The following is a 22,136-nucleotide window of genomic DNA, read 5'->3' on the forward strand; positions in this document are numbered from 1 at the left end:
CAGGCAGGATGTGCAGGTGGATGAGGTACGCCAGCGTGCCCCCGGTGATGTGTACGCCCACGAGTACCCGGGGCTGGTACGCCTCGCGTACGTGACCACGGGCAGCCTCGCCGCCGCCGAGGACGTGGTCCAGGACGTCTTCGCCGACTGGTTCCGGCTCGAGGGCATCCGCCGCGAGCAGGTACGCGAACCAGCCGCGTACCTGCGCCGCGCCGTGCTGTCGCGATGCACGTCATGGGTACGGCGGCGGATCCTGGAACGCCGGCACGCCGCGGCTCCGGCTCTGGCGCCCCCGGCATCCGACGCCCCCGCCCAGGCCGACATCGCGGCCGTGCGAGCCGCGCTGCGGCAGCTGACCCCGCGCCAGCGCGCGGCGGTGTTCCTGCGCTACTACCTGGACCTGCCCGAGGCTCAGGTCGCCGCCGCACTCGCCTGCCGCCCCGGCACCGTCAAGTCACTGCTGCACCGGTCGCTCACCAAGATGAAAGAGGTGCTCGGTGACTGACCTCGAACAGCGGCTGCGCGCCGCGATCCGCGCCATCGCCGACGAGCCCGACGTCGCCCTGCCGCCCCGGCCCGCCGTCACCGTGCGCCTTCCCTGGCTTCGCCGGTACGCGGTGCCTGCCGTCGCGGCTCTCGCAGTGGTGGTGGCGATCTTCGCCATCACGCTGCCGCAACCCGGCGGGACCCCGCACCGGCCCGCGGCGGGCAGCGACGAGGTGTTCCTGCCAGACGAGATCGCCGGGCTTTCGCTGCTCACCGCGACAGTGTCGGACGCACCGCTCGGGCAGCCCGCCATGGCGGTGCTGCATCAGGGCAACCTCGGTACGACCTGGGGCAGCAGCCAGGTCGTGGTGATCGCGGCGGACGGCCGGACCTACCGCCGGCTCGACCTGGCAGAGCAGCGCGGCGCGCTCGCGGCCGACGGCGAGTGGGTCCACGCCCAGACCAGGCTCGCCCCGGACGGACGCCTCGTCGCGATCGGCGACCCCCACGGCGGCGCCACCGACATCGCCGTGCTGGATCTGGTCACCGGACGACGCCACGACTATCCGCTGGCCCGGCCGTCGGCCTACCGCCTGCTCGGCTGGTCACCGGACGGCAGGACCCTGGCCCTGCTCGCCGTGCCCGGGGCCACCCGCGACATCTACGAGACGGAACCCGGCGGCCTCGCCGACCTTGTCGTCCTGGATCTGGCGACCGGTGCCCTCGCCACGGTCAGCCAGGTGCCGTCGGCCGTGGGCGAGCACTACTGCTTCACCGGCGACGGCCGGGCGGTCGTGGCCGGCGTCCGCGACGACGAGGAGCCCGGGTTCACTCTCTATCCGATCGACGGCTCGGCGAAGCGGACCGTGCCGGTGCCTGCTGCATGGCGCCTGGCCGGATGTGCGCCTGACGGATCGCTGCTGGTGACCCAGCCTGATACGGCGGACGCTCGGCTGCGCCTGGTCTCGGCGACCGACGGTGCCGTTCTTCGGGAGACGCGGCTGCCCCAGCCGGTCGATGAGGCCCTGGCCTGGCGGTCCGCGAGCACCCCGATCCTCTACGCCCCGTCCTGGCTCGCCGAGGGCGCGACCGGGCGGGTGCTGGCCGCGCCGTTCGACGGACAGGTGACGACGCTCAGCACGGCCGACGAGGGCTGGTTCAGCCGTGTCACGGTCCTGGAACTGGCCGCCGCCCTCGCCGGGGATGCCGCGCCGACCGGAGCCGGCCCCGAGCGCGGTCCCTGGCCGGTGTGGGCACGGGTCGTCACGGCCACGCTTGTCGTGCTGGCCGGTGCGGTGCTAGTACTGCGCCGGCGGCGGCGCACGGCAACGAGCGAGGTCACGGCATGACCTGACCCGCCCGGCCAGCCGCGTGGTCGGGGACCTGCGGGGTCACGCCGCCGCGCATGGCCGACTCGTGGGCCATGGGCGGGCGCGGGCAGCGGGCGGCCATGGTCGGCGGGCTCGAACACGGTGCGCTCGACCGGGTTCCGGCGGTCAGCGCCGCCGGTCCAGGCCGTCCAGGAGCAGATCGAGCCCGAACTCGAACTCCGACTGGTCGTCGCACCAGCCCAGCGTCGAATCAGGATCATCGTGCATGACCTCGGCCAGCATGCCGACGAGATTCGGCAGCCGCGCGGCCATGCTCGCCAGCACCGGATCGGGCTCACCCGTCGCCGGCCCGTCGCCCGGGGTGAACAGCTCCTGGCTGAAGCCCAGTGCCCGGCTGCCGAGCGCGTGCATCGCATGATGGGCCAGGTCGTTGGAGAACCCGCCGTCACGCATGATGCCGACCAGCCCGTCGTAGTACACCAGCACCGCGGGGCTGGTCGTGGTCCGCGACTCGAACACCGCGGGCGCCCACGGGTGCCGCAGCAGGATCTGCCGCGCGGTCAGGATGCGTGCGCGTGCCGCGGCCTTCCAGGCCTTGCCCCGGGTCGGCAGCGTGAGCCGGCCGACGGCGTCGTTGATCTCGGCCGCGATGACGTCGACCACGCCGTCGAGCACCTGTTCCTTGTTGGCCACGTGGTGGTAGAGCGACATCGCCTCGGCGCCCAGGCTCTCGGCGAGACGGCGCATGGTCACGGCGGCGATGCCGCCCTCGTCGGCGATGTCGACCGCCGCCCGCAGCACACGGTCCCGGCTCAACGCAGGTCGTGACTCGGTGCGCTTGCTTCGGGTGGCCAACGACATCAAGCCCTTCACTCGCAGGTCATCGTACAGGCAAGGCTACGTGCGCCTGGTCGCGCGAAGCTCTGCCGACCGCCGGCCCGGCGCAACGACGCGTAACGATCGACCAGATCACTCTGTTATGAGCTGTTCACCCTTTCTGGGTAATTCGCCCGGTTGTCGGTTGGCGGACAACGGCGCTGACCAGCACCTCACTGGACAGCCGTAACGCACCGTGTTCTCTATGTCCCCCTCCGCAGCGAATACGGCAAGGTAGTCCGCGTGGCCGCAGCCGGTGCCCACCGCCGACCAGCCCCGCCCACCTACCCAGGAGGAACCGAACGTGACCGTCCCGTCGCCGACCCGGCGCGCGCTCGCCACAGCAGGCGCGCTCGCCGCCGCCGCGGTGATCGCCACCGGCGCCGGTGCGGCTGCCGCCTCCGCCTGGCTGGGCAAAGCCCAGGCCGCGGTCAGCGGTCACACCGGACAGTGGCCGGCACCGTCACCGGCCCCCAGCGCCACCCCGACGACCACTCCCGGGGCGCGGGCTTCCGGCAGCGCTGATCCCGAGCGGCACGCCGACCCGAGCGCGACGATCTCGCCTGTTCCCGACAGCCCCGCCCCGGCCGCCTCCACGCCGGACGCAGCTGAGCAGCCGGACTCCGCCGAGCCGGCCCCCTCGACGCAGGTCACGCCGTCGCTGTCGCCGTCGGCGAGTCCGTCATCGCCCGCGCCGCCGCCACCGCCCGAGCCGGAACCCGGCATCGAGATGCCGGCCGTCACCACGCCCGAGCCGTAGCCCACCGTCACCGCGGCGGCCACGCCCGCGGCACCGCACCACATCCGACACCGCCTGCCCGCCGCATCGCAGGGATGCGCCGGTCGATCCACCCTGTCCAGGAGGACACCGTGAAGCACCAGAAGAGCACCAACCGCACCGGCGTCCTCGTCGCCGTCGCCGCACTCGGCACCGTCGGCGTGGCCACGGCCGCCTGGGCGGTCTTCGGCAGCACCGTCATCGCCGGAGCGAGCGGCGGCGCCGAGACCGTCACCGCGATCACCGTGTCCGGCCAGCAGCTCAGCTCACCACTGCTGCCCAACGAGGCGTCACATGTGCAGTTGACGATCGCCAACCCCAACGCCAATGTGCGAGCACAGGTCACCTCGATCACACCGGGCGCCGTGGCGATCGGGGGTGTGGCCCAGGCCGACGTGGACACGTGCAAGGCGTTCGTCGTCACCACCCAGGGACAGCTGCCGGGGTTGCCGACCCTGGAGAAGAACGGCAGTACCGACCTCACGATCGTCGACGGCGTGAAACTCGGCAACGCCCCCATGAAATGCCAGGGCATGACCTGGACGACGTACTGGGACGTGACGTTTCAAGCTGTCCGGTGATCGGTCGCGGGCCCCCGACCGGCTCCCGGTCACCGGCCCGGATGTGGTGTCCCTGGTTATCTCCGGTGTCGCCGCCGTGCTGCTCGGGGTGTGCAGCCGGTGGTGGGCCCGGCGGTAGGTCCCGCCAGGGTGGGAGATCGGGCCCGGGGTCCTCGCGGAACCCCGGGCCCGATCCGTCGCGCGCGGCCTCGCGCTCGCAGCGGAAGCCATCAGTGCCCGTCGTGCAGCACGATCTCGGTACCGGCCAGGACGCGGCCGTTGACCTGGATGTCGATGCGGTGCGGCCCGGGATACAGCTGGCGCACGCTGACGTGCTGGAACGTGTGGCGACGGGTGACCTGGCGGGGGAGTCCGGGTTCGAGGGTCGCGGTGGTCAGCTTGAACACCTTCGGGCCGCGGGGTCCGCGCGCCCCGGCGTGGTGCACGACGTAGTCGACGGCCGCCCGCACGGTCGTGTCCGCGGTGAGCGTGAACGCGATGGTGACCTGCCCGCCGATGGGCAGCGAGCCCGGGGTGACGGTGAAGCCGGTGACGGCGACGTTCGCGCCGTGGTCGAAGCCGAGCAGCCCCAGCGCCTCCGGGTGGCCCTGCTTGACCAGCGAGCGCAGCGCATGGCGGATCACCCACGCGGTGCCGTCGCCGCCGCCGGCGGCCCAGCGCCGGGCCGTGGCCAGCGCCACGTCGGGGTGGTCCTTGGTGATGTCGTTGAGGTGGTTGGCGACCGAGCGCCGTACGTAGAGTTCGGGGTCGTCGTGCAAGCGGTCGAGGACCGGGAGGGTGACCTGCGGGTCGGCAAGCATCGGCACCCGCGAGGCCCACGGCAGCCGGGGCCGGGAACCCTCCGAGGCGAGGCGGCGCAGGTGCTGGTCGGGGTCGACGGCCCAGTCGTGCAGCTGGGCGAGGGTGCGTTCGGGGTGTGCGGCCAGGTAGGGGCGGATCGCGAACTCGGCGGTGGCGTGCGGGGTGAGCGCGGCGAGGGTGGCCAGCGCGTCGTCGGGGTGGCCGAGCCCGTGCACGGCGACGTAGTCGGTGGCCGGCCAGGCGCTCCACATGTCCAGCGGGGTCGCCGCGACGGTGTCGCGCAGCACGTGCGCGGCGACTGGGAACGGCTGCGGCAGGTGCGCGGCGAGCTGCGCGGACACGACCGACACGCGCTGCTTGAGGGGGAGGTCGCCCAGGCCGGCGTGGGCGGCGGCGGTGAACTCGCGGGCCGGGAACGCCGGGTGTACGCGCGTGATCGCCGCGGCCAGACGGTCCAGGCTGACTTCGTTGATCTGGTCTTTCAAGTCAGCCATCGCGGTCTCTCCTCATCGTCGCGGCCGGCGGCGCAGCCGGTGTGATCAGTAGACCGTAAGCCTCTGACATGCTCAGACTCGCGGCACGGACGTCACGGGCGGAAACGGTCGGCGAGGCGGTCGAGGCTGGCGCTGATCGCGCGGCGGTTGCGGCGCGGGAACCAGCTGAGGCTGATCAGCAGCGGGCTGCGTGCGGTCGACCAGTCGAACTCCTCGGTGACCAGGGTGTGCCCGTCGGCGGCCGGTTCCAGCCGCCAGCGCCACCGGTGGCCGTTGAAGTGCCGCCAGGCGATCAACCGGCCCTCCTCGAACTCGACGACCGTGTTGAGGATCGGGTAGTCGACGCCCATGTGCATGTCCATGCCGAACTTCATGCCCAGCGCCAGCCGCCGGGGGGCACCGCGGGCGGCGAGCACCGAACCCGACCCGTCGATGAGCGGATGCTGAGCGGGGTCGGCGAGCAGCTCAAAGATCTCCGCGGGCGTGGCGGCGACGGTCCGGCTCTCGCTGATCAGATGGCGCATCCGCGCACTCTACCGACCGGTAGGGATGGGCCGGATCAGAACAGGGTCAGCGGCTCGACCGGCGCGGGCTCGGGCAGCGGCCGCAGTTGCGGCACCCGGGCGCGGACCTCGTCGTGGAAGCGGCGGGCGAGTTCGGGCGCGTCGGCGTTGTCGGGGGTGTGGAGGAACACCGTCGGCGTGCGGCCCTCGCGCAGCCAGCCGGCGACCGTGGCGACCCAGGGCTGCCAGCCCTCGACCGTCGCGGTGGTGTCGTCGCGGCCCAGGTAGCGGATGATCGGCCGGTCGGTGAGCGCGCGGGAGCGGTGCGGCATGCGGGGCTTCTTGGTCCAGGCGTCGCGTTCGGCGTCGCTGGTCGGCGGGGAACGGAAGAACGCGACGGTGTCGAACGGCACCCATTCGGCGTCGGCCGCGGTGAGCACGTCTTCGAGCAGCCGCGCGGAGCGGTCGTCGTCGAAGAACGCGCGGTGGCGCACTTCCACGGCGTACCGGTGTTCGGCGGGCAGGCGGCGCAGGAAGGCGGCCAGCACGGGTACGTCGGCCGGGGTGAACGAGCCCGGCAGTTGCAGCCAGAGGGCGTGGGTACGCGGGCCGAGCGGTTCGATGGCGTCGAGGAACGCGCGCAGCTCGGCGTCGGCGTCGACGAGGCGGCGCTCGTGGGTGATCGGCTTGGGCAGCTTGAGCACGAACCGGAAGTCCGGGTCGGTCTGCTGCGCCCAGGAGACCACGGTGGCCCGTGCCGGGGTCGCGTAGAACGTCGTGTTGCCCTCGACCGCGTTGCACCAGCCGGCGTACGCCCGCAGGCGCTCCTCGGCCGTGCCCGGCTGCGGCAGGAACCGTCCCTGCCAGGCCTTGAGGCTCCACATCGCGCAGCCGACGTGCAGGCGCGGGATGTCCGGGCCGGTCACTTGTCGTCCGGGGTGGCCGGTCCGGCCTGGGGCAGGCGGGCCTTGCCGCGCCGGGCGGCGGGCGCGGACGGCGGCGGCACGACAGGGCCGATGTCGCCGTCGGGGGCCTCGTCGAGGTCGACGATGACGGGGGCGTGGTCGCTGGGCCCGGTGCCCTTGCGGGCGTGCCGGTCCACCCAGGCGGCCTTGACCCGCCCGGCGACCGGCGCGGAGGCGAGCACGAGGTCGATGCGCATGCCGAGGTCCTGGTGGAACATGCCGGCGCGGTAGTCCCAGTAGGAGAAGATCCGCTTGTCGGGCCAGTGGTCGCGGACGACGTCGTGTAGCCCGGCCGCCTGGAGGTCGGCGAGCGCGGCGCGTTCCGGCGGGGTCACGTGGGTCTGGCCGGCGAACGCGGCCGGGTCGAACACGTCGGCGTCGGCCGGGGCGATGTTGATGTCACCGGCGACGATCACGGCGTCGGGTCCGGCGGCGACGGTGTCGCGCAGCGCGGCCAGCCAGGCAAGTTTGTACTGGTAGTGGTCGGAGTCCGGGGTGCGGCCGTTCGGCACGTACACCGAGTGCACGCGGACCCCGCCGCAGGTCGCCGACACGATCCGGGCCTCGGGGTGGGGGAAGCCGGGGCCGCCGGGCATGCCGACCACGACGTCGTCGAGTCCGACTCGGGACAGGATGGCGACCCCGTTCCAGCGCGCCTCGCCGTGGGCCGCGTACTCGTAGCCGCGGTCGGTGAGCTCCTTGCTCAGCAGCTCGGCGAAGGCGGCGTCGGCGAGTTTGGTCTCCTGCAGGCAGAGCACGTCGGGCCGGCGCTGGTCCAGCCACGGCAGGAGCCGGGGCAGCCGCTGCTTGACGGAGTTCACATTCCAGGTCGTCACCCGCATTGGATCCACGATATACGCGCCACGGCGGCGGCGGTCTCGGTGGTGGGTGCACGGAAAACGCGGCGGGGACCAGCCCCGCCGCGTGTCCGTGGAGGTGTTTCAGCAGGCGTTGGTGCGGAAGTCCGACACCGCCGTGCCGCTGTAGCCGCAGGTGAACGGCGTGAAGCGGGCGTCCTGGTTGAGCCAGCGCTTGAACCAGGAGACCAGGGCCCGCGACGTGGTCGCGTTGGTGGTCTGCGGGAAGAAGTGGCTGGCGCCGTTCAGCTCGACGTAGCTCTTGGACCCGCCGAGGGAGTTGTAGAACGGGATGGAGTGCGAGCTGACTCCGGCGACGGTGTCGCTCTCGCCGCCGATGATCTGCACGGGCTCGGTGACGTTGTTCCAGGTCTTGTCGGAGTTCCACGGTGCGAGCGGCACGCCGGCCTTGACGTTGCCGGTGGTGTCGGCCGCGAGGGCCTCCAGGGTGCCGCCGCCGCCCATGGAGTGGCCGGCCACGCCGCGGCGGCTGCCGTCGGCGCGGGAGGTGATGACGCTCGGGGCGGAGTTCACGGCCCAGTTCAGCGCGGCGAGCAGCTGGCTGCCGCGGCTGGCGGGCTGGTCGTAGACGCTGTTGGTCTCGATGCCGACGACGACGAAGCCCCACGAGGCCAGGCGCGGGCCGATCCAGCTGATGCTGGACCAGCGGGCGGTGAAGCCGGGGGAGACCGCGACGACCGGGTAGCGCCCGGCGGTGCTCGGGTAGTACGCCACGCCGCCGCCGAAGCCGGTGACGAGGCTGGAGATGTTGTAGGTGGACACGGAGAAGCTGCCGTTGCCGGTGATGTTGGACGAGGTGGGCGCCTGTCCGATCTCGTCGGCGTACGCGGGGGCGCCGGTGCCCAGAGCGGTTCCGGCGGCCATCGCGGTGGCGAGGAAGGTGGTGGCGATCAGGCGGGTGATCCGCCGGCGGGGGGACGAGATGGATTGCTGCACTGTTCCACTCCTGACGGTGAGGAACCAGCTGCCCAGCAGCGGTGCTGCGGGGGACGGGCGGCTGGTCGATCGAGCAGTGGAGTCAGTTTCATCGATGTTAACGGAACGGGCATCGGCAGAATCACCGGTCGAACCGGTGGCAGCCCGGCGATGCGGGTAAAGCGGCAGATCGGCGCAATTACCGGCCGTCGATTGGCGGGGCGGTGCTGGCTCGCACCACCAGGCGGGTCGGCACCAGCGCGGTGCCGTGTTCGGTCTCGCCGCGCTCGATCTGGCGCAGGACGCCTTCCACGCAGCGGCGGCCGACCTCGGCGAAGTCCTGGTGCACGGTGGTCAGCGGCGGGATGAAGGAGGTCGCGTCGGGGATGTCGTCGAAGCCGACGACGCTGACGTCGGCGGGCACGGCGCGGCCGCGTTCGTGCAGGGCGCGCAGCACGCCGAGGGCCATCTGGTCGTTGGCCGCGAAGATCGCGGTGCAGCCGGGTTCGTCGGCCAGGGCGAGCCCGGCCCGGTAGCCGGATTCGGCCGACCAGTCGCCGCGTTGCGGCGGGGGGATCTCGCGCCCGGCGGCGGTCAGGGTGTCGCGCCAGGCCTGGGCGCGCCGGTCGCTGGCGAAGGACTCCTCGGGCCCGGTGACGTGCCACACCGTGCGGTGGCCGAGGGCGAGCAGGTGCTCGACCGCCTGGCGGGCGCCGTCGGCCTGGTCGGTGTCGACGACGGTGTACCGGTCGCCGGCGTCGGAGTCGACGACGACCACCTGCACGTTCGGCGGCAGGGTCACGGTCGCCGCGTCGAGCAGGTGCACCTCCATGATCACGATCACGCCGTCGACGGCGAGTTCGCCGAGGCGGGTGAACGCGCCGAGCACGCTGTCCTGGGTGGGCATCGCGACGGGGATGAGCGTGATGGCGTACCCCTGCAGCGCCGCATGGGTGGCGATGGCCTCCAGGGTGCGGCTGTTGCCGGTGCTGGACAGGGTGAACAGGATCACGCCGATGGTGCGGAACTGGCCGCTCTTGAGCGCGCGGGCGGCGCTGTTGGGGCGGTAGTGCAGCTCCTTCATCGCGGCGAGGACCTGCTGGCGGGTGCTGCCGACGACGCTGGGGTGACCGTTGGCCACGCGGGAGACCGTCTGCGAGGAGACGCCGGCGAGCCGGGCCACGTCGGCCATCGACACCCGGGGCGCCTTCGGGCGGCTCATCGCGTGCTCCCTTCATGCGGTGTTCGCCGGGGCGTCGAGTGCTTCGTGTAACGAATCCGAAACCGCTTCTTGACGCCTGTTCGGCGTCGGTGACACTATCACCGGGCTGATGTTTACGTAAACATTACGCAGCGTGATCGAACCATTCCCTTTTGTGCATGATCGGAGTGGCGGTGGCGACAGCGCTATGTTTGCGTAAACATCTGGTCTGACCAGCCATTCTTGAAACTCGTCGGAAGGAGGAGACATGACGGTGCTTGCCCCTCCGACCATCTCGCGCACCGGCCAAGCCGACCGGAGACCCGCGCGTCGCCGCCGGTCCTGGACCGGCTGGGCGTTCGTCGGCCCGTTCATGGCCGTGTTCGCCTTCGTCTTCGTCGCCCCCATCGCCTACGCGATCTACCTGAGCGTGTTCCGGACCCGGCTCATCGGCGGCACCAGCTTCGTCGGCCTGGACAACTACCAGCAGGTCTTCACCGACCCGCAGTTCTGGTCGGCGACCTGGCGGGTGACGCTGTTCCTGCTCGTCCAGGTGCCGATCATGCTGTTCCTCGCGCTGCTGATCGCTTTGGCCATCGACAGCGGCCGGCTCTACGGCAAGGCGTTCTTCCGGGTCGCCGTGTTCATGCCCTACGCCGTGCCCGCCGTCGTCGCGACGCTGATGTGGGGTTTCATGTACGGCTCCCGGTTCGGCCTGGTCGGCAACATCAACGACACCTTCGGCGTCGCGCTGCCCGACCCGCTGTCCCCGGACCTGGTGCTCGCCTCCATCGGCAACATCGTCACCTGGGAGTTCGTCGGCTACAACATGCTGATCTTCTACAGCGCGCTGCAGGTCGTGCCCAAGTCGCTGTACGAGGCCGCCGAACTCGACGGCGCGAGCCAGCTGCAGGTCATCCGCTCGGTCAAGCTCCCGGCGATCAAGGGCGCGCTGCTCATCGCGACGATCTTCTCGATCATCGGCAGCTTCCAGCTGTTCAACGAGCCCAGCATCCTGCAGAGCCTCGCGCCCAACGCGATCACCACGTACTTCACCCCGAACATGTACGCGTACTCGCTGTCGTTCTCCGGTCAGCAGTACAACTACTCCGCGACCGTTGCGATCGTCATGGGCATCCTCACCATGATCGTCGCCTACGCCGTCCAGCTGCGTGGCACGCGGAAGGACAGGTAGCCATGACGACGCAGACGAACCCCCGCAACGCCGTGCGCCGCAGCAAGCCCAAGCGCAGCCCGCTGCTGACCGCGCTCACCGCGCTCATGCTGATCTACAGCTTGGTGCCCCTGGTCTGGCTGCTCATCAACGCCAGCAAGACCCAGGAAGGCCTGTTCACCTCGTTCGGGCTGTGGTTCGACGACGACTTCGCGCTGTTCCGCAACATCCGCGACACGCTCACCTACGACGACGGCGTGTTCGTCCGGTGGCTGCTCAACACCCTGCTCTACGTGGTGCTGGGCGCGGGCGGCGCGACCGCGCTGGCCACCCTGGGCGGATATGCGCTGGCGAAGTTCGACTTCCCCGGCAAGCGCGGCGTGTTCGCCGTCGTCATCGGCGCGGTCGCGGTGCCGGGCACCGCCCTGGCCGTGCCGACCTTCCTGATGTTCTCCAAGCTCGGGCTGACCAACACACCCTGGGCCGTGATCATCCCGTCGCTCATCTCACCGTTCGGGCTCTACCTGATGTGGACCTTCGCGGCGAGCGCCATCCCCGGCGAGCTGCTGGAGGCTGCCCGGGTCGACGGCGCGGGCGAGCTGCGCACCTTCTTCCGCATCTGCATGCCGCTGCTCGCCCCCGGCATCGTCACGGTCGCGCTGTTCACCATGGTCGCGACCTGGAACAACTACTTCCTGCCGCTGATCATGCTCAAGGACCCGGACTGGTACCCGCTGACCCTGGGCCTCAACGCGTGGAACGACCAGGCCGCCACCGCCGGCGGGCAGGCCATCTTCCACCTCGTGATCACCGGCTCGCTGCTGACCATCCTGCCGCTGCTGGCCGCCTTCCTGTTCCTGCAGCGCTACTGGCAGTCCGGCCTGGCCGCCGGCGGCGTCAAGGACTGACGCCCACCGACCTCACCGCTCATGAAATGCGCTACACCCCCGTTTGAGAGGACACCGATGTTCACCAACCGACGCGCGTTCCTGCGCACAGCGGCGCTCGCCACGGCCGCGATCACGACCGCGGCCCTGGCCGCCTGCGGCTCCGACGACGGCGGCGACACGACCACTCCGGTCTCCGCCGACCAGGTGCAGGCCGCGCTCGACAAGGGCGGCTCGATCACCGTCTGGGCCTGGGAGCCGACCCTCAAGCAGGTCGTCACGGCCTTCGAGGCCAAGTACCCCAAGGTCAAGGTCAACCTGGTCAACGCCGGCACCGGCAACGACCAGTACACCGCGCTGCAGAACGCGGTCGCGGCCGGCTCCGGCGTGCCGGACGTCGCGCAGATCGAGTACTACGCCCTGCCGCAGTTCGCCCTCGGCAAGTCGCTGACCGACCTGGCCGCGTTCGGCTCCGGCTCGCTCGACGGCACCTTCACCCCCGGCCCGTGGTCGTCGGTGAAGACCGGCGGCGGCACCTTCGGCCTGCCGATGGACTCCGGCCCGATGGCGCTGTTCTACAACAAGGAGGTCTTCGACAAGCACAAGATCGAAGTGCCGACCACGTGGGACGAGTACGCCGCGGCGGCCAAGAAGCTGCACGCCGCCGACCCGAAGGCCTACATCACCAACGACACCGGTGACGCCGGCTTCACCACCAGCCTGATCTGGCAGGCCGGCGGCAAGCCGTTCGCCGTCGACGGCACCAACGTGAAGATCAACCTGGCCGACGAGGGCTCCGCCAAGTTCGCCGCCACCTGGCAGACGATGATCAGTAACAAGCTGCTCGCGCCGGTCGGCTCGTGGAGCGACGGCTGGTACAAGGGCCTCGGCGACGGCAGCATCGCGACGCTGGTCATCGGCGCGTGGATGCCCGCCAACCTGGAGTCCGGCGTGCCCGGCGCCAAGGGCAAGTGGCGCGTCGCGCCCATGCCGCAGTGGACCGCCGGCGCCAACGCCGCGGCCGAGAACGGCGGCAGCTCGCTGGCCATCCCGAAGGCCGGCGCCAACAACGCCCTGGCCTACGCGTTCCTCAAGTACGCCACCGCCGGTGAGGGCGTGCAGATCCGCGTCGACAACGGGGCGTTCCCCGCCACCAACGCCGAGCTGAAGTCCGCGGCGTTCCTCGGCAAGGAGTTCCCGTACTTCGGCGGCCAGAAGGCCAACGAGATCTTCGCGAAGTCGGCCGCCGACGTCGTGCCCGGCTGGTCGTACCTGCCCTTCCAGGTGTACGCCAACAGCATCTTCAACGACACCGTCGGCCAGGCGTACGTGACCGACAAGCCGCTGACCGACGGCCTCAAGGCCTGGCAGGAGGCGTCCGCCAAGTACGGCAAGGACCAGGGCTTCACGGTCGGCTGACCGTAGCCCGCGCCGCGGGCGGGACACGATCCCGCCCGCGACGTACCCCGCGCCGCGGGCGGCCACCCCGACCGTCCGCGGCGCGGCCCTGGCCCGATCGCACAACCTCGCAAGGAGCACCTCCGTGACCCACCCCGCCCGCCCGTTGTGGCTGCGCCGGCCCGACAACGTGGCGCCCGGCATCGCCTACGGCGCCGACTACAACCCCGAGCAGTGGCCCCGTGAGGTGTGGCGCGACGACGTACGCCTCATGCGCGAAGCCGGGGTCAACATCGTCTCGCTCGGCATCTTCTCCTGGGCGCGGCTGCAGCCCGCCGAGCACACCTGGCGCTTCGACTGGCTCGACGAGGCCATGGGCCTGCTGTACGACAACGGCATCGCCGTCGACCTGGCCACCGCCACCGCCTCGCCGCCGCCGTGGCTGACCGCGAAACACCCGGAGATCCTGCCGGTCAACGAGCGCGGCGAGACCCTCTGGCCCGGCGGCCGCCAGCACTGGCGACCCACCTCACCGGTGTTCCGCGAGCACGCCCTGGTCCTGGTCGAGAAGATGGCCGGCCGCTACGCCGACCACCCGGCGCTCACCGCCTGGCACCTGTCCAACGAGCTGGGCTGCCACAACATCTACGACTACTCCGACGACGCGGCACGCGCCTTCCGGGACTGGCTGCGCGCGCGGTACGCCACCCTGGACGCGCTCAACCACGCCTGGGGCACGGCGTTCTGGTCGCAGGAGTACAGCGACTGGGCGCAGATCCTGCCGCCGCGCCTGGCCACCACCCACCCCAACCCGACCCAGCAGCTGGACTTCAAGCGCTTCTCCTCCGACGCACTGCGCGACTACCTGCGGGCCGAGCGAGACATCCTGCACCGGCGCACCCCGGACGTGCCCGTCACCACCAACTTCATGATCATGGGTGGCACCAAGGGCATGGACTACGCCGCCTGGGCCGCCGAAATCGACTTCGTCTCCAACGACCACTACGTCGAGCCCGGTCCGCAGGCGTCCGACGAGCTGTCGTTCTCGGCCAACCTGACCGGCAACATCGCCGGCGGCCGGCCGTGGTTCCTGATGGAGCACTCCACCAGCGCCGTCAACTGGCAGCCGGTCAACGTCGCCAAGAAGCCCGGCGAGCTGGCCCGCGACTCGCTCACCCACGTCGCGCACGGCGCCGACGCGGTCTGCTTCTTCCAGTGGCGGCAGTCGAAGGCGGGGGCGGAGAAGTACCACTCCGGTATGGTCCCGCACGCCGGCCCCGACAGCGACGTGTTCCGCTCCGCCGCCGCACTGGGCGCGACCCTGCGCGACCTCGCCCCGGTCGCCGGGGCGACCCGCGAGCAGGCGCCCGCCGCGATCGTCTTCCACTGGGACTCGTGGTGGGCCGCCGAGGCCGACTCGCACCCCACCGACCGCCTGCGCTACCGGCAGGAGGCCCTGGACTGGTACACCGCGTTCCTGAACCTGGGCATCCGCGCCGATGTGGTGCCGCTGGGCACGGCGCTGGACGGCTACCGCCTGGTCGTCGCGCCGATGCTGCACATGGTCGGCGAGCCGGTCGCCAAGGAGCTGCGCGGCTACGTCGAATCCGGTGGGCACCTGGTGACGACGTACTTCTCCGGCATCGTCGACGAGCACGACCACGTCTGGCTCGGCGGGCACCCGGGTGCGCTGCGCGACCTGCTCGGCGTACGCGTCGAGGAGTTCGCGCCGCTGCTGGACACCGAGTCCGTGACCCTCGACGGCGACCTGTCCGCCACCCTGTGGACCGAGCGGGTCCAGGTCACCGGCCCCGACACCGCCGTGCTGTCGCGCTACGCCACCGGTGAGCACGCCGGGCACCCGGCCGTCACCCGCCGCACCGTCGGCGCAGGCTCGGCCGCCTACGTGTCGACCCGGCTGGGGGCGCAGGGCGTCACCGCCGTGCTCGACGGGCTGGCCGCGGCCGCGGGCGTGACCAGTGAGCTGCCGGCCGGCGTACGCGGCGGCGTCGAGCTGACCGTGCGCCGCCGCGGCGCGGAGCGCTTCGCGTTCCTCGTCAACCGCACCGACCAGCCCGTCACCGTCGCCGACCTGCCCGGGGAGCCGCTCGTCGGCACCCGCGGACCGCACGGCGAGCTGTCGCTGGAGGCAAGGGGAGTGGCCGTCCTACGGCTGGGCTGAGCGCAGCCGACCACCGGCGACATCGGATGGAGCGGGACCGCCTGCGGGCGGTCCCGCTCTTTCGGTGAACGTGGAACTCTTTCGGTGGAACCGGATCGGCCACCTTTGCGCAGTGAGTGTTGACGTCCCAGCTTGGCGGCTCCGTAAGCTTCGTGTTCCCTCCGACGTGCAGATATCCGTCTGTCTCGTTGTTGCGGATCCTGTTGCGAGCGCGCGCTGCGACCGGATCGTGGTGATGTCCACTCCGCTGTGGTCGATGCCTTTCATTGCGCTTAGGAGCCGTCATGGCAGCATTCCCATTGGCCCCGTCCCTACGAGATCCACGTAGGAGCAGCCGGCTCCGCGCACCCGGACGGGTGCGCGCCCGCCTGCTCGGCGCGCTGGCGCTGGTGCTCGTCGTGCTCGGCGGGCTGCTGCCGTTCGCGCCGCCGGCCCGTGCCGCCGCGGCCGACTACCCGTTCCCGCTGCCCGACTTCAGCCACCCGGGCAGCCCGCACGCCCCGCTGTTCCACGACCGGGGCGACACGCTGATCCCGGTGCTGATCGTCTACGCGACGTTCAACGACCTGACCAACGTCACCGAGGCCGACATCGAGGCCAAGTACTTCCCGCTGTTCACCTTCGGCAACGTCGCCGACTACTACCTCCAGCACGACCTCGGGGTGATGGTGCCCGCCGTCGAGTCCTTCGGCGACGCCGACAACGGCGTCGTGGTCGTCGACCTGGGCGCGTCCGGGCCGGGCATCGCGCAGGACCCGGCGCAGCGGCGGCGCAAGATGATCGACCTCGCCGACCCGTTCGTCGACTTCGCCCGGTACGACACCGACCGCGACGGCACCGTCGAGGACACCGAACTCGGTGTGGCCACGATCTTCACGTCCCGGCCCGGCACCGACAACTGCGGGCAGACCCGGGAGGTCGCCGCCGGGGGCAAGCTCGACGGCAAGACGATCGGCTTCCGCACCGCCGACAGCGGCACGGCGACCAACCGCATCACGCTCGCCCACGAACTCGGCCATCAGCTGTACGACCTCTACGACCACTACGGCTTCGGCGTCGGCAGCTGGGACCTCGCCGGACCGACCTGCTCGGGAGGCGAACTGTGGTACGAGCCGAACCAGTGGACGAAGATGCACCTGGGCGGGCAGAAACCGGTCGTGGTCACCTCGGACCGCTACGTCACCGTGTCGGACCTCAGCATCGCCACCACGTACCTGATCTACGACCATGAGCGCGGCACCGACGACTACTTCCTCATCGAAGCCAGAACGCCCAGGGCGGGCACCTACGACCAGAGCGTCCCGGACAGCGGCGTCGTCGTGTTCCGCGTCGACGAGCGCAACGTGCGCAGCAACCAGGAGCACGTACGCGGCGTGGAGCTGCTGCGCCCGGACGGGGTGCGCACCCCGGGCTGCGTCGACGAGGACGTCGACGGCCGCGTCGACGAGGACCCGGTCGACAGCATGGACAACGACGGGGACGGCCGTGTCGACGAGGACCCGGCGGAGACGTCGGTGGCCTGCGACGGCGGCAGCGACGTCGACGCGTGGGACCCGGGCGACACCCGCACCCCGCAGCGCACGATGGATCGGCCGTGGGCCGACGGCACCCCCGCCAAGGTCGCCGTCCGCGCCATCGGCCGGCCGTTCTTCGCCGGCACTTCGGCCAACATCTGGTGGTCGCAGGTGTACCTCGACGTCCGCGGGCCGGGTGTGCTCGTCGACCCGGCCGACGCGCGCGGCAACGCGCCCCGGCCGACGCTGACGATCGGGAACCCCACCGACCTGTCGTTCACGGTGCGCAACACCGGTGAGGCCACCGACACCTTCGACTTCACCGAACTCGTGCCATCCACCTGGACGGCCACCACGCAGCGGATGACGCTTGCGGCGGGGCAGCAGGCCACCGCCACGATCAAGGTCACCGTTCCCGACGGGGAACGGGTAGGCCAGCACTCGCTGTTCGCCCGCGGGCGCAGCACCACCGACACCGACATCACGACCGACTACCAGTTCCTCGTCGACGTCGTGAAGCGGCAGCTGGACATCTCCTACACCGGCGACACGTCCGTGGACCACTCCGACCCGGCGGCGCTGTCCGCCGTCGTCCGCGACCGCATCACCGGCGCGCCGGTCGCGGGCCGGCAGGTCGACTTCACCGTCGCCGGCCAGGTGCGCACGGCGACCACCGGCCCCGACGGCGTGGCCAGAGCCACCTGGCTCGCCGACCAGCTCCCTGGCGGCTACCCGGTGCTGGTGCAGACTTCCGCGGACGGGCGGTACGAGGCCGCGGCCACCGAGGCGACGCTGACCGTCGACCGCGAGAACCTCGTCGTCGCGGTGACCGGCCTCGTCCAGGCGGCCGGGAGCGGCGCGAAGCTGACGCTGCAGGCCACCCAGGAAGCCGACGGCCACCCGGCTGACCTCAGCCGGGCCGCAGCCCACCTCACGCTGTCCCCGACGCTGACGACCGGCAGCCGGTCGTTCGACGTGACGTTCGACGCCACCGGGCGGGCCGAGGTCGTGCTGGCGACGGTCGCCGCCGACGTCTGGGCGCTGCACGCCGAGGTCGCCGGTGAGTACTTCACCGGCCCCGCCGTCGACGCCGAGCTGATCCTGTTCAACCCGGCCGGACAGGTCTCCGGCACCGGCAGGGGAGACGACTCGGCGGGCACCGCGCTCCGGATGACCTCCTCGATCCGGTATCAGGGCACCACCCCGAACGGGTCGATCCGCGTCGACCGGGGATCGCAGCGCTTCGACGCAGACACGATCAGCTGGCTCGTCGTCGTCGGTGACCGGGCGGTCTTCCAGGCGGCGGGGCGCTTCGGCGGCAGTCCCGCCACCCTGCGGGGCACCGTCGTCGACGGCGGCAATCCCGGCAAGGGCCACGACACGTTCTCGCTGCGCATCACCACAGCGGGCACACCGACGCCGTACGAGTCGGGTGTGGTGACGCTGGACAACGGCAACCTCGGCGTCCAGTAGCACCGCCGCACCGGACCGGCCCGCCGGCGCCCTCCACGGGGCGCCGGCGGGCCGGGCCGGTCAGTGCCGGTACTCGTGACGGCGCCCCAGCATGGCGGCCAGCATCGCCGGCAGCATCAGCAGGTGGCCGCCCATCATCAGGGCCTCGCCGGAGATCGCGCCGAACGCATAGGGCACCAGCAGGACCAGGAACGGCAGGTACATCGCCGCGGACATCTCGGCGATGCTCACCCAGCCGTGCCGCCGGAACCGCATCCACGCGGCCATGCCGATGGTCATGTTCGTCGCCATCACCAGCACGCTCGCGACCGTCAGGTCGGACAGGCCCGGCCAGGCCAGCGACCACAGCGGGCCCAGCGCGAGCATCCCGACGAACATGGCGACGACCATCTCGCCGAAATGCAGGGCGAAGCGCAGGTTCTTGCGGGTGGTCGACCGTTCGGGCGCGTGGTCGGCGGAGGGGGTCGAGCCGGGCGTGGAAGTCGTCATGCCAGCCATCCTGAACCGGCGGATCCGTGTACACAGGTGCCAGAAGTCACGGTCACCGGTCATGACCGGTCATGCCGGTTCAGAGCAGCCTGAGGGCACGGGCCCGTAGCGCCGCCTGGGTTCGGTCGCGGGCGTCGAGTTTGGCCAGCACCCCGCTCACGTGGTTCTTCACCGTCCCTTCGGCCAGGAACAGCGCCGCCGCGATCTCCCGGTTGGACCGGCCCTCGGCGAGCAGGCGCAGCACCTCCAGCTCCCGCTCGGACAGCGGCACCACCAGCGGCTGCGGCCGGTCGGTCCGATCCTCGTCGGGCAGCCGGGCGAACCGGGCGACCACCTTCGCCGCCACCGACGGCTGCAGCACCGCCTCGTCGCGGGCGGCAGCGTGGATCGCCGCCACCAGCTGCGCCGACGACGCGTCCTTGAGCAGGTAGCCCAGCGCCCCGGCGCGCAGCGCCGCGAAGACGTCCTCGTCGTCGTCGAACGTGGTCAGCGCGATGACCCGCACCCCCGGGTGCTCCACCCGCATCCGCCGGGTGGCCGCCACCCCGTCCAGGACCGGCATGCGCAGGTCCATCAGCACCACGTCGGGCCGCAGTTCGGCCGCGCGATCCAGCGCCTGCGCGCCGTCGCCGGCCTCGCCGACCACCACGATGTCGTCGTGCACGCCGAGCAGCACGGCCAGGGCCTCGCGGAACAGCGACTGGTCGTCGGCGAGCAGCACCCGCACCGGCCCCCGGCTCACCCGGGCACCTCCACGCACAGCGTCGCGCCCTGACCGGGCACGGACTCGATGCTCATCCGGCCGCCGGCGTGCGCGGCGCGTTCGCGTACCCCCAGCAGCCCGTATCCGGGCGAGTCGCCGGTTTCGTCCGCCAAACCGGTGCCGTCGTCGCGGACCTCCAGCCGCACGGCGGCCGGAAGGGTGTAATCGAGGACCAGCTCGGCCCGGGTCGCCCGCGCATGTTTGCGGACGTTGGTCAGCCCCTCCTGGGCCGCCCGGTAGAGCGACTCCTGCGCCGCGGTGACCAGCGGACGGGCCTGGCCGGCGATGTCGAGGCTGGTCGGCACGCCGGACGCCGAGGACTGCTCGGCCAGCTCGGCCAGCGCCTCGGCCAGCGGCGCCCGCGGCCGCGGATCACGCATCGCGCTCACCGACCGGCGTACCTCGGCGAGGGCCTCCTCGGCCTGGACCTGTGCCTTGGCGAGCACGGCGTCGGCCCGGCCCGGGTCCGTGCCCAGCACCGCCCGTGCCGCCTTGACCTGCATCTGCACCACGGTCAGCGAGTGTCCGAGCCCGTCGTGGATGTCGCGGGCGACCCGGTTGCGCTCCTGCGCCACCGCCAGGGTCTCGACCTGCTGCGAATACTCGCGCAGCTGCTCGTGGGCGCGGATCAGCTCCTGGCGGGCCTGCTGCTCGCGCATGATCAGGTGGGTCAGCACCGCGGCGAACGCGGCCGCGGCGAGCATGCCCAGCCCTTCGCGCAGCCCGGCCCGCCACTCCATGCCCAGATGCGCGAACGGGACCAGACCGCCGACCACCAGCGCGCCGCGCAGCGGCAGCAGCAGCACGCTCTGGCTCACCAGCACCAGCAGCAGCAGGATCGCCCCGACCATCGCGCCGGACGTCACGAACACGGCATAACCCAGCAGCAGCTGGACCACGATGTAGGCGATGCGCAGGCCCCGCCGCGACGTATGCCGCACCCGGGCGAAACCGGCGGTGGCCGCCGCGGCGTAGACCGCGCCCAGCACCACCGCGGCGACCGGATGGTGCGGCATGCTGACCGGAGGCTCCGCCACGGCGGCCCCGGCGACCAGCGTCAGGTACGCGGCCACGGTCAGCGCATGGAGGGCCTGGTGCACGCTTCCACTGTGGCCGGTCCCTCGCACCGGGTCAATGACGACGGCGGGCCGGCGTGGTCCGTCCGTCGATCAAGCATCGCTGGATCACCACCCACGTTCATGGATGTGTCACGCTTGGTCTCGGATGGCCAGGAGCAGCCTCAGCCGCTCCCGCGCGTGACGCAGCGTGGACCGTACGGTCGCTTCCTTCAGGTGGAGAATCGCAGCCATGTCGGCTGTCGGGTAGCTGCGCAGATGCAGGGCGAATACCATCCGCTGCTGTTCCGGAAGTTGCCGGATGAGCTGACGGACCTCATCGACATCCGTTGTGTAGGGATCGATCTCCTGGAATTGGTCGAGCACGACGTCGGTGGGTGACACCAAGACCTGCCGGCGGGACCGACGTCGCGAGTCGGATGCTCTTCGAGAGGCGACTTTGCGTACGAACGCCACCGGGGACTCGATCTTTTCCCAATTGCCATGCAGCGCGATCATGGCCTCTTGGGCGATGTCCACGGCATCGTGGAGATCGACTCCGGATACGAATCGTGTGAACAGCACCAAGTTACGGAACTCGGTGCGGTAGAAATCGGCGAACTCGTGATCTTCTTCCACGCGCGCCAGCGCCACATCGGTGATCGACATGGCGCCGGCGGCGTCGTGGCGGTTCATGACTTCCGCCCGCCTACTTGCTGAAGTCCCAGTTGATCCCGACGGAGCCCTTGCGCGGGATCAAGCGACGGATGATGTACGCGAGCGCGGCGGCGGCCACGACTGCCGACGCGCCGTTGACCTCTGGCTGAAGGTTCTGGGGGATCATGTCAAAGGCTTGGGCGGCCGAGGACGTCAAAACGGTGCTGAGAGCACCGCCGGCCACCAGCGTCACGCCCTTGTGCCGAGGATCTGCGTCGGCGGGCGGTTCTGGCGCGGTGTCGGCCGCCGTGCCGGCGGTGATCTTCTTGGCTGAGGCACGGGCGGCTCGAGGCGCGCGCGTGCTCTCACTCCCGGTGGGGTCGGGCATCGGAGGGTCGGGCCCTTCTCGTCGGCTGACAGGACCTGTCTCGGGAGGGCGCCTTCTTCACTCGACCAAAAGCTTTCGTCGGCGGACCCAGTCTTCGACAGTGGACACATGCTAGCGAAGTAAGCAAGATCAGGGGCCAGCCGACATCAAGTCGACACGAGCGGAAACGCCTCAAGAAAATCCGACCGTCTCTTGCACGGATCGGGCTGCTCGTGCGACTTGTCGGTGTAGACGTTCGCAGCCGCCCGCTAGGAGGTGTGAGATGAAGCATGACGGATTGATTGCACGAATCTCAGCCTCTGGGCGACTCTTGAACGTCGGCGACCGGGAATGGCTCCAGGTCGTCG

General features: G+C 71.1%; 21 protein-coding genes. 9 read left to right on the forward strand and 12 right to left on the reverse strand.

Annotation, left to right across the window (positions count from 1 at the left end; translation table 11 throughout):
• Positions 1–16 precede the first annotated feature (16 nt).
• Positions 17–505, forward strand: coding sequence for a sigma-70 family RNA polymerase sigma factor (locus tag F6W97_RS25670; RefSeq protein WP_230686955.1), 489 nt, complete (start codon positions 17–19; stop codon positions 503–505).
• A complete protein-coding gene (locus F6W97_RS25675) occupies positions 498–1,835 on the forward strand; it encodes a TolB family protein (RefSeq protein WP_155372942.1) in 1,338 nt (445 codons plus the stop codon). Before F6W97_RS25670 ends, F6W97_RS25675 begins: the two co-directional genes overlap by 8 nt.
• A 147-nt stretch (positions 1,836–1,982) precedes the next feature.
• Here F6W97_RS25675 and F6W97_RS25680 read toward each other — a convergent pair whose 3' ends face one another.
• Positions 1,983–2,633: a TetR/AcrR family transcriptional regulator gene (locus F6W97_RS25680; RefSeq protein WP_407924600.1), complete on the reverse strand. Its 651-nt coding sequence runs from the start codon at positions 2,631–2,633 to the stop codon at positions 1,983–1,985.
• Positions 2,634–2,997: 364 nt separating this feature from the next.
• Between F6W97_RS25680 and F6W97_RS25685 the strand changes: the two genes are divergently transcribed.
• Together F6W97_RS25685 and F6W97_RS25690 are read left to right on the forward strand one after the other, a co-directional pair.
• The gene (locus tag F6W97_RS25685) at positions 2,998–3,453 is read left to right on the forward strand and encodes a hypothetical protein (RefSeq protein WP_155372944.1); all 456 of its coding nucleotides are present in this window, start codon (positions 2,998–3,000) and stop codon (positions 3,451–3,453) included.
• A 110-nt stretch (positions 3,454–3,563) separates the two neighbouring features.
• On the forward strand, positions 3,564–4,052 hold the full coding sequence (locus tag F6W97_RS25690) for a hypothetical protein (protein ID WP_155372945.1): 489 nt from the start codon (positions 3,564–3,566) through the stop codon (positions 4,050–4,052).
• 209 nt (positions 4,053–4,261) lie between these two features.
• Here the strand turns inward: F6W97_RS25690 and F6W97_RS25695 are convergent, their stop codons facing one another.
• The 6 genes from F6W97_RS25695 to F6W97_RS25720 form a co-directional block, all read right to left on the reverse strand.
• Positions 4,262–5,347 (reverse strand): DNA alkylation repair protein, encoded by a 1,086-nt coding sequence (locus F6W97_RS25695; RefSeq protein WP_155372946.1) that lies wholly within the window; start codon positions 5,345–5,347, stop codon positions 4,262–4,264.
• Between the two features lie 92 nt (positions 5,348–5,439).
• The gene (locus F6W97_RS25700) at positions 5,440–5,871 is read right to left on the reverse strand and encodes an SRPBCC family protein (protein ID WP_155372947.1); all 432 of its coding nucleotides are present in this window, start codon (positions 5,869–5,871) and stop codon (positions 5,440–5,442) included.
• A gap of 35 nt (positions 5,872–5,906) precedes the next feature.
• Positions 5,907–6,734 carry a DUF72 domain-containing protein gene (locus tag F6W97_RS25705; RefSeq protein ID WP_155373130.1) on the reverse strand — a complete coding sequence of 276 codons (828 nt, stop codon included), beginning with the start codon at positions 6,732–6,734 and terminating at the stop codon, positions 5,907–5,909.
• A gap of 38 nt (positions 6,735–6,772) precedes the next feature.
• Positions 6,773–7,657, reverse strand: a complete 885-nt coding sequence (locus tag F6W97_RS25710) for an exodeoxyribonuclease III (RefSeq protein ID WP_155372948.1) — start codon at positions 7,655–7,657, stop codon at positions 6,773–6,775.
• Between the two features lie 99 nt (positions 7,658–7,756).
• On the reverse strand, positions 7,757–8,629 hold the full coding sequence (locus F6W97_RS25715) for an alpha/beta hydrolase family protein (protein ID WP_230686956.1): 873 nt from the start codon (positions 8,627–8,629) through the stop codon (positions 7,757–7,759).
• Positions 8,630–8,807: 178 nt separating this feature from the next.
• A complete protein-coding gene (locus F6W97_RS25720) occupies positions 8,808–9,830 on the reverse strand; it encodes a LacI family DNA-binding transcriptional regulator (protein ID WP_155372949.1) in 1,023 nt (340 codons plus the stop codon).
• A gap of 247 nt (positions 9,831–10,077) precedes the next feature.
• Here F6W97_RS25720 and F6W97_RS25725 point away from each other — a divergent pair, with 247 nt between their 5' ends.
• The 5 genes from F6W97_RS25725 to F6W97_RS40230 all read left to right on the forward strand — a co-directional run bounded on the left by F6W97_RS25725 (position 10,078) and on the right by F6W97_RS40230 (position 18,437).
• Positions 10,078–11,004, forward strand: a complete 927-nt coding sequence (locus F6W97_RS25725; RefSeq protein WP_155372950.1) for a carbohydrate ABC transporter permease — start codon at positions 10,078–10,080, stop codon at positions 11,002–11,004.
• Between the two features lie 2 nt (positions 11,005–11,006).
• Positions 11,007–11,891, forward strand: coding sequence for a carbohydrate ABC transporter permease (locus F6W97_RS25730; protein WP_155372951.1), 885 nt, complete (start codon positions 11,007–11,009; stop codon positions 11,889–11,891).
• Between the two features lie 57 nt (positions 11,892–11,948).
• Positions 11,949–13,289 carry an extracellular solute-binding protein gene (locus F6W97_RS25735; protein WP_155372952.1) on the forward strand — a complete coding sequence of 447 codons (1,341 nt, stop codon included), beginning with the start codon at positions 11,949–11,951 and terminating at the stop codon, positions 13,287–13,289.
• A gap of 124 nt (positions 13,290–13,413) precedes the next feature.
• The gene (locus tag F6W97_RS25740; protein WP_230686957.1) at positions 13,414–15,450 is read left to right on the forward strand and encodes a beta-galactosidase; all 2,037 of its coding nucleotides are present in this window, start codon (positions 13,414–13,416) and stop codon (positions 15,448–15,450) included.
• 284 nt (positions 15,451–15,734) lie between these two features.
• Positions 15,735–18,437 carry a metallopeptidase domain-containing protein gene (locus tag F6W97_RS40230; RefSeq protein WP_196279310.1) on the forward strand — a complete coding sequence of 901 codons (2,703 nt, stop codon included), beginning with the start codon at positions 15,735–15,737 and terminating at the stop codon, positions 18,435–18,437.
• A gap of 60 nt (positions 18,438–18,497) precedes the next feature.
• Here the strand turns inward: F6W97_RS40230 and F6W97_RS25750 are convergent, their stop codons facing one another.
• The 5 genes from F6W97_RS25750 to F6W97_RS25770 form a co-directional block, all read right to left on the reverse strand.
• A complete protein-coding gene (locus F6W97_RS25750) occupies positions 18,498–18,926 on the reverse strand; it encodes a hypothetical protein (protein ID WP_155372953.1) in 429 nt (142 codons plus the stop codon).
• A gap of 79 nt (positions 18,927–19,005) precedes the next feature.
• Positions 19,006–19,668: a response regulator gene (locus F6W97_RS25755; RefSeq protein ID WP_155372954.1), complete on the reverse strand. Its 663-nt coding sequence runs from the start codon at positions 19,666–19,668 to the stop codon at positions 19,006–19,008.
• Positions 19,665–20,789 (reverse strand): sensor histidine kinase, encoded by a 1,125-nt coding sequence (locus F6W97_RS25760; RefSeq protein ID WP_196279311.1) that lies wholly within the window; start codon positions 20,787–20,789, stop codon positions 19,665–19,667. The genes F6W97_RS25755 and F6W97_RS25760 overlap by 4 nt, the downstream gene beginning before the upstream one ends.
• Before the next feature lie 108 nt (positions 20,790–20,897).
• The gene (locus F6W97_RS25765; RefSeq protein ID WP_155372955.1) at positions 20,898–21,440 is read right to left on the reverse strand and encodes a sigma-70 family RNA polymerase sigma factor; all 543 of its coding nucleotides are present in this window, start codon (positions 21,438–21,440) and stop codon (positions 20,898–20,900) included.
• Between the two features lie 13 nt (positions 21,441–21,453).
• The gene (locus F6W97_RS25770; protein WP_155372956.1) at positions 21,454–21,789 is read right to left on the reverse strand and encodes a hypothetical protein; all 336 of its coding nucleotides are present in this window, start codon (positions 21,787–21,789) and stop codon (positions 21,454–21,456) included.
• Between the last annotated feature and the right edge of the window lie 347 nt (positions 21,790–22,136).

The sequence above is a fragment of the Catellatospora vulcania genome (genome assembly GCF_009720385.1).
GTDB classification, from domain to species: Bacteria; Actinomycetota; Actinomycetes; order Mycobacteriales; family Micromonosporaceae; genus Catellatospora; species Catellatospora vulcania.